The organism is Pseudomonas sp. 8 R 14, from assembly GCF_900005955.1.
In the GTDB taxonomy this organism is placed as follows: domain Bacteria; phylum Pseudomonadota; class Gammaproteobacteria; order Pseudomonadales; family Pseudomonadaceae; genus Aquipseudomonas; species Aquipseudomonas marginalis.
In genome coordinates, this window is record NZ_CVTH01000013.1 from 1 (window position 1) to 11,983 (window position 11,983).

Genomic DNA, 11,983 nt, shown 5'->3' on the forward strand with positions numbered 1-11,983 from the left:
AGATTCGCGCAGCAACAACCGCCGCCCGGCCCGTGACGACCAGCCACGTTTGTCCGAGCCCGCCGTGCAGAACCCGCGCGGTGGCCCGGCGCCGAAGATCATCCACAAGGAGTCGAAAGCCGACCGCTTCCCGACACCCGAGCAGTTGGATCAACTGCCAGGCCGTCCTCGTGGTGAAAAACCGGCATTGCTGACCCGCAACCGCTGAGTTTCAAAGCGCCATGAAAAATGCCCCGCATCGAAAGATGCGGGGCGTTTTTTATCTCCTCCCCACACGTTCCCTGATATGAGCGAGCTGGTTGTGGTGAGCGAGCTTGCTGTGGTGAGCGAGCTTGCTCGCGCTGGGGCGCGAAGCGGCCCTAATCAGATCTGGCAGAACACGGTGACAGGTGTTGGGGGCTGCTGCGCAGCCCAGCGCGAGCAAGCTCGCTCACTACAGGAAATAAACGCAGGCACAAAAAAACCGGATGCTGAGATCCGGTTTTTTGTGTGCGGACAGAAATTACTTCTGCTTGACGCCTTCCAGCGAGATGTCCAGGTCGACAGTCTGGGAAGTCGGGCCTGGGCCCTTGATGCCGAAGTCGTTCAGGTTCAGCGTGGTCTTGGCGTTGAAGCCGGCACGTTCGCCGCCCCATGGATCCTTGCCTTCACCGTTGAACGTGGCCTTGAAGGTCACAGGCTTGGTCACGCCGTGGAAGGTCAGGTCGCCGGTCACATCAGCGGTTTTCTCGCCGGTGGATTTAACCGCAGTGGAGACAAACTTGGCATCGGCGAACTTGCCGACATCCAGGAAGTCCTTGCTGGCGATGTGCTTGTCACGTTCGGCGTGGTTGGACCACAGGCTGGCGGTTTTCACGTCGACCGCGATTTTGCTGGCTTCAGGCTTGGCGGCATCCCAGCTGAACGTACCATCCCAGTCCTTGAAGGTACCGTGGATGTAGCTGTAGCCCAGGTGGCTGATTTTCCAGTCGATGAAGGCGTGCTGGCCTTCCTTGTCGATCTTGTAGTCGGCAGCCATCACCTGACCTGCAGACAGCAGCGCTGTACCGATTGCCAGAGCCGCGAGGGTCTTTTTCAACATGCTTTCTATTCCTTGTGAGTCGAGGTTGAACATCAGGCTTTGCGCCCCAGCATTCGCGAGAGGGTCGCATCACGATCGATAAAGTGGTGTTTCAACGCAGCCACGCCGTGCAAGCCGGCGAAGACTACCAACACCCAGGCGAGGTACAGGTGCACCACGCCAGCGGTGTCTGCCTGGTCCGGTAGACCGGAAACCACGGCAGGAATTTCAAACAGGCCAAACACCGGGATACCGACACCGTCTGCGGTGGAAATCAGGTAACCGGCGATCATCACGGCAAACAGCCCGAGATAAAGGAACGCGTGGCCGAACGCGGCACCGATACGGGTCAAGCGACTGTAACTGGCCAGCGGCGGAGGCGGTGGGCTGATCAGGCGCCAGACAATACGCACCAGCATGATGGCGAACAGCGTGATGCCGATGCTCTTGTGCAGGTCCGGTGCTTCCTTGCGCCAGGCGCTGTAGTAGTCCAGGCCCACCATCCACAAGCCCAGGGCGAACAGGCCGAACACCACCAGGGCCACGCCCCAGTGCAAAACCATACTGACCCAGCCATAACGGGCCGGTGAGTTACGTAGCTGCATGTACTTAATCCCGTAAGAGCTGCGCCCAAGACTAGCGATTTACCTATCGAATTAAAGCGGAAAATTTTGCTTTGAAATATCGAGAAATACGATCTAGAGCGTATGCACAATAAGTTAACCAAGGATTAAGGACTATTCCTAAGAAACGTGACAGTCCGTCCTACGTTTACTCCGAATTCCCCACAATGGCTTGTGACCGGGGCCACCATTGCATAGGCTTGCGCGATTGTTTCACCTGCGCCGCTCGCAGGACCGCTTCGAGGAGATCACCGATGGGCTTGAACAACCAGTGGATGCAACGCGACCTCGCGGTGCTGTGGCATCCCTGCACCCAGATGAAAGACCACCAGCAACTGCCGCTGATCCCGATCAAACGCGGTGAAGGCGTCTGGCTGGAAGACTTCGAAGGCAAGCGCTACCTCGACGCCGTCAGCTCCTGGTGGGTCAACGTGTTCGGCCACGCCAACCCGCGCATCAACCAGCGCATCAAGGACCAGGTCGACCAGCTGGAACACGTGATCCTCGCCGGTTTCAGCCACCAGCCGGTGATCGAGCTGTCCGAGCGCCTGGTCAAGATGACCCCCGAGGGCCTGACCCGCTGCTTCTATGCCGATAACGGTTCGTCGTGCATTGAAGTCGCGCTGAAGATGAGCTTTCACTATTGGCTCAACCGTGGCCTGCCAAACAAAAAACGCTTTGTCACACTGACCAACAGCTACCACGGCGAAACCATCGCCGCGATGTCGGTGGGCGACGTGCCGCTGTTTACCGAGACCTACAAGGCGCTGCTGCTGGACACTATCAAGGTGCCGAGCCCGGATTGTTACCTGCGCCCCGAGGGCATGAGCTGGGAAGAACACTCGCGCACGATGTTCCTGGCCATGGAACAGACCCTGGCCGAGCACCACGACAGCGTCGCCGCCGTGATCGTCGAACCGCTGATCCAGGGCGCCGGCGGCATGCGCATGTACCACCCGGTGTACCTCAAGCTGCTGCGCGAGGCCTGCGACCGCTATGGCGTGCACCTGATCCACGATGAAATCGCCGTGGGCTTCGGCCGCACCGGGACCCTGTTCGCCTGTGAACAGGCCGGCATCCGCCCGGACTTCCTGTGCTTGTCCAAGGCCCTGACGGGCGGCTACCTGCCGTTGGCCGCCGTGGTCACCACCGATGACGTCTATGACGCGTTCTACGACGACTACCCGACCCTGCGCGCCTTCCTGCACTCCCACAGCTACACCGGCAACCCACTGGCGTGCGCAGCGGCCCTGGCAACCCTGGATATTTTCGAAGAAGACAACGTCATCGAAAACAACAAGGCCCTGGCGCGGCGCATGGCCACGGCAACAGCGCACCTGGTCGACCATCCGCATGTCTCGGAAGTACGCCAGACCGGCATGGTGCTGGCCATCGAGATGGTCCAGGACAAGGCCACCAAGACCGCTTACCCGTGGCAGGAGCGCCGTGGTCTCAAGGTGTTCGAACACGCCCTGGAACGCGGCGCGTTGTTGCGGCCGTTGGGCAGCGTGGTGTATTTCCTGCCGCCCTATGTGATTACACCGGAGCAGATCGACTTCCTCGCCGAAGTCGCCAGCGAAGGCATCGACATCGCCACCAACAGCAAAGTCAGCGTGGCGGTGCCGAAGGATTTCCACCCTGGTTTCCGCGATCCGGGTTGATTGCCGGCACACCTACACCTTTTTCCAGAGAACCGAAATGAGACTGTCCCGCTTTTTCACCGACACCCCGCTGAGCCTCGGCGATCACGAACTGCCCGAAGCCCAGGCGCACTACATCAGCCGCGTGCTGCGCATGGGCGAAGGTGACGCCGTGCAATTGTTCGACGGCTCCGGCCAGGAGTTCCTGGGCAGCCTGCTGGAAGTCGGGAAAAAACGCGTCACTGTGCAACTGACCGAAAGCTTCGCCGGCCAGGCCGAATCGCCGCTGCACATCCACCTCGGCCAGGGCCTGTCCCGGGGCGAACGCATGGACTGGGCGATCCAGAAAGCCACCGAGCTGGGCGTCAACGCCATCACGCCGATCTTCAGCGACCGCTGCGAAGTGCGCCTGAAGGACGAACGCGCCGACAAACGCCTGCTGCACTGGCGCCAGGTGGCGATCAGCGCGTGCGAGCAGTGCGGGCGTTCGACGGTACCGGTGATTCATCCGCCGTTGCTGCTGGCAGACTGGTTGAAGCAGGTCGAGGCGGACCTGAAACTGGTGCTGCACCCGGTGGCCGAGCCGCTGGTCAGCCATGCCAAACCTGCGAGCCTGGCGTTCCTGATCGGGCCCGAGGGTGGATTGACGGATGGGGAAGTCGAAGTGGCCCAAGGCGCCGGCTTCCACGCCGCCCGCCTCGGCCCGCGTGTGTTGCGCACCGAGACTGCGCCGGTGGTGGCATTGGCGGTAGCCCAGCAGCTGTGGGGCGACTTCTAACCCACTTTGCAAACCCTCCCACATTTGGATGGGGTTACCCCTTCTTACTCCACCGGATCGCTGATCGGCTTGGCAATGATCGCCTTCAACTCACTGGTCATCGGGAATTCCAGGTTCAAGCCCTTGGGCGGAATCGGCTGTTCAAACCAGCGCTGGTAAATCCCGTTGATCTCCCCCGAACGGTACAGGTCGCCGAGGGTCTCGTTGACCACCGCGAGAAACTGCGGATCATCCTTGCGCACCATGCAGCTGTAGATCTCCCGCGACTGCTCCTCGCCCACCACCACCCAGTTGTGTGGGTCCTTGGCCTTGGCACGTTCGCCGTAGAGCAATGCATCGTCCATATAGAACGCAGCCGCGCGGCCCGTCTCGAGCATCTTGAACGCCTCGCCGTGGTCCTTGGCGCTGATCACGAACATATTGCTCTTGTGCTCGGCGTTGTAGCTCTTTAGAAAACGCTCGTTGGTGGTGCCGGCGGTAGTCACCACGTTCTTGCCCCCCAGGTCGGCGAAGCCCTTGATACCGCTGTCCTTAGCCGTCAGCAACTGGCCTTTCACGTAAATAAACCCGTAGGAAAATGCCACCTGCTTCTGCCGCTCGGCCGTGACTCCAGTGGAGCCGCATTCCAGGTCGACGGTGCCGTTCTGCACCAGCGGAATCCGCGTTTGAGAGGTCACCAGGTTGTACTTCACCTTAAGGTCGGCCACCCCGATTTTCTGCTGGATACGCTCGACGATCTTACTGGCCAGGTCCACCGAATAGCCCATCGGCTTGCCGCTGTGATCCCCCACGTAGGAAAACGGCACCGACGCATCGCGATAACCCAGGGTGATGGACTTGGTACTGGCGATCTTGCCCAGCGTACCGTCCAGCGGCGCCTGGTTGGCATGGGCGTGTACTCCCAGCAAAAGGCCCAGGGTGCAGCCGGTCAACAGGATTTTTTTCATTGTTATTCTCCGTTGGTCTTTGACGTTATTTTCGTACCGCAATCACGCTGATTTCCACCAGCACGCTCGGCCTCGCCAGCTCCGCCTGCAGGGTGGTGCGCGTCGGCGCCATCCCGGGCGATAGCCAGGCGGCCCACACCTCATTCATCGGCGCGAAACCGCTGCCGATGTCTTTCAAGTAAATGGTCGCATTGAGCAAATGATCCTTGTCACTGCCGGCCTGGGCCAGCAGCGCATCGATCCTGGCCAGCACTTCGCGGGTCTGCGTCGCCACATCCAGGCCTTCGCCGGGCACCTGGCCCGAAAGGAATACCAGATCCTTGAACGTGACGGCGCCGGACAGTCGGTCGTTGCTGCTGATTCGGTTGATGGTCATGGGTCAATCCTCACGCGGCGCGGGGCGCCAGGCCCTGCATATCTATGGAAGGTAGGTGGTGGCCGATCAGCTCGGCCAGCAATTGGCCGCTGCCGCACGCCAGGGTAAAGCCGAGGGCGCCGTGGCCCAGGTTCAGCCACAGGTTGCGATACACGCTGGGGCCAATCAGCGGCACACCGGTCGGGGTGGCGGGACGCATACCGGCCCATTCCACGGCATTGGCATAGTCGCCAGCGGTAGGAAATGTCTCGACCGCCTGGCGTTTCATCAGCGCCAGGCGCTTGGGCTCAAGGCTGGCGTCAAAGCCGACGATATCCACCATGGCCGCCACCCGCAGCTGTTCGCCGATACGCGCGTAGACCATCTTGCGGTCGTAGTCGGTGATGCTTACATTCGGCGCCTGGTGCTGTGCGCCAATCGGTACGCTGAGGCTATAGCCCTTGAGTGGATACAGTGGCAGTGACACACCGGGCAATGCCAACTCGGCGGCGCGATGACCGGCCGCCAGCACCAGTTGTTCCACCGGCATCACTTCGCCGCCCAGCTCGATGGCCTGTACCGCGCCGTCGGCATGGCGAATCCTGGTGACCTTGCGCCCCAGCAGAAAGGTGCAGCGCCCCGACGCTTCAAGGCGTGCCGCCAGCTGTTGGCAGAAGGCATGACAGTCCGCCACTTCTTCATTGGGCGTATAGATACCACCGACAAACTCACCCGCCACCTGCGCCAGCGCCGGCTCCAGCCGCGCACAATCCAGCGCCGACAGCACCTGTTGTTGCAGGATATCGGTGACCTTGCTGCGCGCACGCTCAAAGGTGTCGGCATTGCGAAAGGTCACCAGCTTGCCGTTACGCCGCCAGTTGAACGTGTCCAGGCGATCGTCGACGCGCCATTGCTGCAAGGTGTTTTGGCTCAGGCTCGCCAGGCGCAGCAAGTGGGCGGCGTTGCGCTTGTTCACCGAGCCACGGCAAGCGCCGATGAACGCGGCCATCCAGCGCCATTGTCGGGGATCCAGGCGTGGGCGCAGCTTCAGTGGCGAGTCACCGCGCAGCAACCAGCCAATCGCCTGTAGCGGCACTCCCGCATCCGCCAGCGGTGCGACGTAGCGGTAGGACAATTGCCCGCCATTGGCGAAGCTGGTTTCGCTGCCCACGGTGTCACGCGCGTCGATCACCGTCACTTCATGACCTGCACGTACCAACGCGTAGGCACTCGCCAGGCCGATAACGCCACCGCCAATGATGCAAACCTGCCTGGCCATTCAACACCCCTATCCCTTGATCCAAGAAAGCCCCAGGGTAGGTGCAGGTGACAGGCCGCCGACAATGAATAAAGATGGGGCACCTATAAACAAAGGTTATGGACCTGCCATGCGCTTGCGTCATATCGAAATCTTCCAGGCCATCCGCCAGACCGGCTCCATCAGCGCCGCCGCGCAGTTGCTGCATGTCTCCCAACCGGCGGTGACCAAGGTGTTGCAACATGCCGAGTTACAATTGGGTTTCCCGCTGTTTTTGCGGGTACGCGGCAAATTGCAGCCCACGCCCGAAGCCCTGGCGCTGGAAAGCGAAGTCGAAAAAGTCACCGCGAGCCTGCAAGGCGTGCGGCGCCTGGCCAAGAGCCTGCGCCGCGCCCCGGGGCAAAGTGTGCGGATTGGTGCAATCCCGGCATTGGCGCTGTCGCTGCTGCCCCCGGCGATTCTGGAATGGAAGCGCGACTACCCGGACATCGCCTGCGAACTGTCCAGCGACCATAGCCGCGAGCTGGTGCAAAAACTGTTGATGCGCGAGATCGACCTGGCACTGACCCTCAGCTTCTCCGGCCATCCCGGGTTGACCACACAAGTGCTGGCCAACGGTGTGTTGGTGGCCCTGGCGTCGAAAAACTACTGGCCGGACGCTGAGCTGCATCAAGCCCTGCCCCTGGCAGACCTGGCGGGAGCACCGTTGATTGGCCTGTCCAGCGCCGACCCACTGGCGGCGAAGCTCGACAACTACCTGGAGAGCGTCGACCCGCCGCCTCGGGTGACGATCTCGGTGCAAACCTATTCCCTGGCGCGGGCAATGGTGGAGTCCGGCGCAGGCTTGACGGTCATCGACCCCTTTACCGCCCTCGGCGCATCGACGGCGACCACCTGCATCCGCACGCTTACACCGCCGCTGCCGATCACCCTCTATGCCCTGACCCGTGCCGATGAACCACCGCCGCATATGCTGGCCAACCTGCTACAGATCTTCGGCAACCGGGCTCGGGAGCTGCTGGAGCGCCTATAACACGTAGTGCATGATCGCCACGAAATGCAGCAGGCTGCCGCCGATCACAAACAAATGCCAGATCCCATGGGAATGTCGCAGGCGATCCTCCAGGGCAAAGAAGATGATGCCGACGGTGTACAGCACCCCGCCCGCCGCCAGCCAGATAAACCCGGCGGTGCCCAGCGCGGCGATCAGTGGCTTGACCGCCACCAGCACGATCCAGCCCATCACCGCGTAGATCACGATGGACAGGATGCGCGCCTCGGAGCGCGGCTTGATCTCTTGCAGGATGCCGATCACCGCCAGCCCCCACACGATGCCGAACAGCGTCCAGCCCCACGGGCCTCTCAACGTCACCAGGCAAAACGGCGTGTAGCTGCCGGCGATCAGCAAGTAGATCGAAAAGTGATCGACCTTCTGCATGATCTCTTTTCGCCGCCCCTGCACGCTGTGGTACACGGTCGACGCGCTGTACAGCACCATCAGCGTAAAGCCATAAATCGCCACGCTGACGATCTTCCAGGGGCTGCCGTCCAGGCTCGCCACCACCAACATCCACACGGCGCCAATACACGCCGCGACTGCACCGAGCAAATGGCTCCAGGCGTTGAATCGTTCCCCGTGATACATCTGTCACTGACCTCCTGTAGCCGCTGGAACTGGCTGGCAAGCGTCCAGCCTTGCGCATAAGAGTGCAAGCGACTTGTGACGTTCCGAGGACGCCGCCGGGTTTTGCGGGCACAATCGGACGCATTCGAACAAGAGCCCACGGCCATGCTGATCGACGAAGAATTCACCCTCAAGAAGCTGGAAATCTTCCTGGCATTCATGCGCACCGGCAACCTGGCCCGCGCCGCCGCCGAGCTGCAAACCAGCAATGTCAGCGTGCACCGCGCCATCCACTCGCTGGAAAATGCCTTGCGCTGCCCGCTGTTCAAACACGAGGGCCGCAACCTCACGCCGCTGGAAAGCGCCTACGTGCTGGAAGAACGCGCACAGAAACTCATCGCCGATGTGGTCGACAGCGTACGCCTGACCCGCGAAGCCGCCGGCTTCTCCGCCGAACGCTTCAAGCTAGGCTCGCTGTATTCGCTGACGGTCAAGACCGTGCCGCAATTGATCATGGGCCTGAAGATCAGGCGCAGCGAACTCAATATCGACCTGATCCTCGGCTCCAATTTCGACCTGCTGTACAAGCTCAAGAACATGGAAGTCGACGCAATCCTCATCTCCCTCGACGAACACGCCAACGACCCCGACTGCGAACAGATCGAGCTGTTCTGCGACGACATCTTCCTCGCCACCCCCGCCGACTCACCCTTCGACCGCGCCCAGGAAATCGACCTGGCCGACGTCCGCGACGCCACCTTCATCACCCTCACCCAAGGCTTCGCCACTCATCAGGATGGCAACCGGGTGTTCAAGCAGGCGGGGTTCGAGCCGAAGGTGGCGATGCAGGTCAATGACATCTTCACACTGCTGAGCATGGTCAGTTCGGGGGTGGGTTATGCGTTGCTGCCAGGAAGGATTGCGGCGGTGTACGAGAACCGCGTGAAGCTGATACCGCTGCAACCCCGGTATCGGTTGCAGCAGCATATCGGCGTGGTGTTCCTGAAGGCCAAGGAGCGTGATCCGAATTTACTGGCGTTGTTGGCGGAGTGTCGGATGTATGCCAATCGGCAGGGAACAGCCTGACACTCCGCAACCCTCAAGGTCAGCCCACCAACCCACGCACAATGAAGTACAGCAACGAAGGCCCCAGCAAACACCCAAGCCCGGTATGGAACGTCGCCGTCAACGCGCCATACGGCACCAAGCGCCGATCCGTCGCCGCCAGCCCTGCCGTCACGCCGCTCACGGTGCCGGCCAAGCCACCGAACACCATCGCTGAACGCGGATTGTCCAAGCCCATCCAACGCGCCGCCACCGGGGTGCCGACCATCACCAGGATCGCCTTGATCAACCCGGTCGCAATCGACAGTGCCATCACATCCGAAGTCGCGCCAATCGCCGCACCGGTCACCGGGCCGACGATGTAGGTCACCGCACCCGCGCCGATGGTGGTCATGCTGATCGCGTCGCGATAGCCAAACACCCAGGCCATGCTGGCGCCGACGATAAACGGCAGGATCGTGCCCAGCAGCAGCGCAATCACACCGATCATCCCGGCCTTGCGCGCCTCGGTGGCCTGCACCTCGAACGCCGTGGCAACGATGGCGAAGTCGCGCAGCATCGCGCCGCCCATCAGGCCAATACCAGAGAACAGTGCCAGGTCGGCCAAGCCTTTTTGCCCGCCGGTAAGGGTGCCGCCGACCCAGGCCAGGACCAGGCCGATGACGATGGCAATCGCCGAGCCGTGGACGCGCCCGAACGTCAGGCGCTTGGACAGCACCACGGAAATCCACATCACCACGCCAACAAACGCAAACGCGGTGATCAGGCCGTTATGTTCCAGGCCTTTTTCGATGAGATCCCACATATCAGCGACCTCCCGCAGGCACGATCAGCGGCTCTTCGGCGGGCAGAGGCTCGCCCTTGTGAGTACGGCTGATCAACGCAATGGTGCAACCACAGACCACCACCGAACCAATCGCCGCCAGCACCGCGACCGGGCCGCCGTGCAGGGCGGTTACGACGTTCTGCTGCGCGGCCATCGCCACCACCACGGGGATATACATGGCGCCCCAAAAGCCCACGCCCATCTCGCACTCCTTGGTCATGCCGCCGCGTTTTTGCATCCACAGGCGAGCGCAGATCAGCAGGATCATGGCGATACCCACCCCGCCCACGTTGGATTTGACGCCCAGCAACACGCCGAGCATGTCGCCCATGATCACACCTGCAAGCGTGCAGATCGCCAGCAATGCCACACCGTAAATAATCATTGTTGTTGTCCTCGAAGTGCTCGATCGAAATTGTTGTTTTTGTGCTTCGACAGCCTTGGGTGGTGCTTTATCGGTGGCGGCGCTCCTCCTCTTCCAGCAGGGCCTGCAAGGTGTCCAGGCGTGCGCCTTCGCAGGCGATCACGGTGCCTTGTTCGAACACGCGGCGTGACAGGCCGGTGAGCACGGCGCCCGGGGGCAGTTCGATTTGCAGGCGCACACCGCGCTCGTAGGCGCTTTGCACGGTGCCGCGCCAGTCAACGACGCGGCACATGTTGAAGGCCAGGTCGTCGCGCAGATGTTCGGGGTTGTGGATCGGCCGCGCGCGAGTGCTGCTCAGGTAGGTGATGCGCGGCGCCTTGAGCGGGACAAATGCCTGGGCCAGGACCTCGGCCGGCTGCTCCAGCAGCGCGCAATGGGACGGCACACTGACGGCCAGGCGTTTGGCGATGCCGTTGCCCTTGATGCGCGCGGCAACACGCTTCATGGCCTCGTCGCTGCCGGCGATCACGCTTTGGTTATCGGCGTTGATATTGGCGAGGTACACCGGGGTTTCAGGGCTGTGGATGTCGGCGAGGAGTGTTTCGACGGTGGATAACTCCACGCCGATGATCGCGGTCATGCCGTAGCCGTGTGGATAAGCGTTTTGCATCAGTTGGCCGCGCAGGCTCACAAGCTTTACCGCATCGGCAAAATCCAGGGCCCCGGCGATGACCGCAGCCGGGTAGGCGCCGATGGACAGGCCCGCCACGTAATCCGGGGTGCGCTCCAACAGGCGGGCGTGGGCGACGCCGGCGATCAACAGGCACAGTTGCACGGCGCGGGTACTGGCCAGGGCTTGCGCGGAATCGAGCACGCGCACGTCTTCGCCCAGGGCATCGCTGGCTTCTGCCAGCACAGGTTCGGGCAACGACTTCAGCATGCCTGGTCGCTGAGCGCCCTGCCCTGGAAACACCAGCAGGCTGCTCATGCCACGGCCTGCCAAGGGTCGAGCACAAGATGCGCGCCGCTGGTAGTTTTCAGCAGCACACGGCGTGAGCCGCTGGCCCATTCGCGCAAGGCGACGGCGCCAAACGGGGTTTGCAGTTGCAGGTCCACAGGGCACACCGTCGTGTCCAGGCTCGCCAGCAGGTCCTCGGCAGCGGCGCGTTCAAGGCGCTTGGGCGTACGCAGGATCAAATCCAGATCACTCTGGGCATGCAGTGCTTCGATGCCGGTGGCCAATTCAAAGCCTGCGCTACCGCTGACGCCCCATGCCTCGTGCACCAGCACCGAACGCAATTGAGCAAGCGCGTGCAGCGCGGGTAAATCCCGTGACGAAACCACGTCGCGCAGGGCTTCCGGTGCAACACGCCGCTGCACCGCCGCCAGCGGCATCTCGGCGGCGAACCGCTGCTCACGCAAACGCCCGCGCACGCCGACCGC

At 62.0% G+C, this 11,983-nt stretch carries 14 protein-coding genes and 1 pseudogene; 5 read left to right on the forward strand and 10 right to left on the reverse strand.

The annotated features are described in order from the left end of the window. A pseudogene (locus tag BFQ01_RS00405) lies at positions 1-208 on the forward strand (DEAD/DEAH box helicase); the annotation flags it as partial. Between the two features lie 294 nt (positions 209-502). Here the strand turns inward: BFQ01_RS00405 and BFQ01_RS00410 are convergent. Continuing rightward, entirely contained in the window at positions 503-1,081 is a 579-nt protein-coding gene (locus BFQ01_RS00410) for a YceI family protein (protein ID WP_027606057.1), read from the reverse strand. A gap of 32 nt (positions 1,082-1,113) precedes the next feature. Further along, positions 1,114-1,665, reverse strand: a complete 552-nt coding sequence (locus tag BFQ01_RS00415) for a cytochrome b (RefSeq protein ID WP_065923822.1) — start codon at positions 1,663-1,665, stop codon at positions 1,114-1,116. A gap of 272 nt (positions 1,666-1,937) precedes the next feature. Between BFQ01_RS00415 and BFQ01_RS00420 the strand changes: the two genes are divergently transcribed. Both BFQ01_RS00420 and BFQ01_RS00425 read left to right on the forward strand, forming a co-directional pair. Next, a complete protein-coding gene (locus BFQ01_RS00420) occupies positions 1,938-3,344 on the forward strand; it encodes an adenosylmethionine--8-amino-7-oxononanoate transaminase (RefSeq protein ID WP_065923823.1) in 1,407 nt (468 codons plus the stop codon). Between the two features lie 37 nt (positions 3,345-3,381). After that, entirely contained in the window at positions 3,382-4,101 is a 720-nt protein-coding gene (locus BFQ01_RS00425) for a 16S rRNA (uracil(1498)-N(3))-methyltransferase (RefSeq protein ID WP_065923824.1), read from the forward strand. A gap of 44 nt (positions 4,102-4,145) precedes the next feature. Here BFQ01_RS00425 and BFQ01_RS00430 read toward each other — a convergent pair whose 3' ends face one another. Genes BFQ01_RS00430 through BFQ01_RS00440 form a run of 3 tightly spaced genes read right to left on the reverse strand, consistent with a single transcriptional unit; the run spans position 4,146 to position 6,682 of the window. Beyond that, a complete protein-coding gene (locus BFQ01_RS00430; RefSeq protein ID WP_065923825.1) occupies positions 4,146-5,048 on the reverse strand; it encodes a transporter substrate-binding domain-containing protein in 903 nt (300 codons plus the stop codon). Positions 5,049-5,073: 25 nt separating this feature from the next. Further along, on the reverse strand, positions 5,074-5,424 hold the full coding sequence (locus BFQ01_RS00435; RefSeq protein ID WP_065923826.1) for a RidA family protein: 351 nt from the start codon (positions 5,422-5,424) through the stop codon (positions 5,074-5,076). A gap of 10 nt (positions 5,425-5,434) precedes the next feature. Next, positions 5,435-6,682, reverse strand: a complete 1,248-nt coding sequence (locus tag BFQ01_RS00440) for a D-amino acid dehydrogenase (RefSeq protein ID WP_065923827.1) — start codon at positions 6,680-6,682, stop codon at positions 5,435-5,437. Between the two features lie 109 nt (positions 6,683-6,791). Here BFQ01_RS00440 and BFQ01_RS00445 point away from each other — a divergent pair, with 109 nt between their 5' ends. Further along, positions 6,792-7,694, forward strand: a complete 903-nt coding sequence (locus tag BFQ01_RS00445) for a LysR family transcriptional regulator (RefSeq protein ID WP_065923828.1) — start codon at positions 6,792-6,794, stop codon at positions 7,692-7,694. Here BFQ01_RS00445 and BFQ01_RS00450 read toward each other — a convergent pair. Then, entirely contained in the window at positions 7,689-8,306 is a 618-nt protein-coding gene (locus tag BFQ01_RS00450; RefSeq protein ID WP_027606065.1) for a PAQR family membrane homeostasis protein TrhA, read from the reverse strand. The two genes, BFQ01_RS00445 and BFQ01_RS00450, sit on opposite strands and share 6 nt — an antisense overlap. A 144-nt stretch (positions 8,307-8,450) precedes the next feature. Between BFQ01_RS00450 and BFQ01_RS00455 the strand changes: the two genes are divergently transcribed. Beyond that, complete coding sequence (locus BFQ01_RS00455; RefSeq protein ID WP_065923829.1) at positions 8,451-9,371, forward strand: LysR family transcriptional regulator; 921 nt, start codon at positions 8,451-8,453, stop codon at positions 9,369-9,371. 19 nt (positions 9,372-9,390) lie between these two features. On the opposite strand, the gene madM is transcribed toward BFQ01_RS00455, so the two are convergent. The 4 genes from madM to BFQ01_RS00475 form a co-directional block, all read right to left on the reverse strand. Next, positions 9,391-10,155: a malonate transporter subunit MadM gene (madM, locus tag BFQ01_RS00460; protein WP_065923830.1), complete on the reverse strand. Its 765-nt coding sequence runs from the start codon at positions 10,153-10,155 to the stop codon at positions 9,391-9,393. Position 10,156: 1 nt separating this feature from the next. Beyond that, positions 10,157-10,561 carry a malonate transporter subunit MadL gene (gene madL / locus BFQ01_RS00465; protein WP_027606068.1) on the reverse strand — a complete coding sequence of 135 codons (405 nt, stop codon included), beginning with the start codon at positions 10,559-10,561 and terminating at the stop codon, positions 10,157-10,159. 67 nt (positions 10,562-10,628) lie between these two features. Continuing rightward, entirely contained in the window at positions 10,629-11,528 is a 900-nt protein-coding gene (gene mdcH, locus BFQ01_RS00470; protein WP_065923831.1) for a malonate decarboxylase subunit epsilon, read from the reverse strand. After that, positions 11,525-11,983: malonate decarboxylase holo-ACP synthase (locus BFQ01_RS00475; protein WP_065923832.1), on the reverse strand; the 459-nt coding region annotated here is incomplete at its 5' end. The genes mdcH and BFQ01_RS00475, both read right to left, overlap by 4 nt.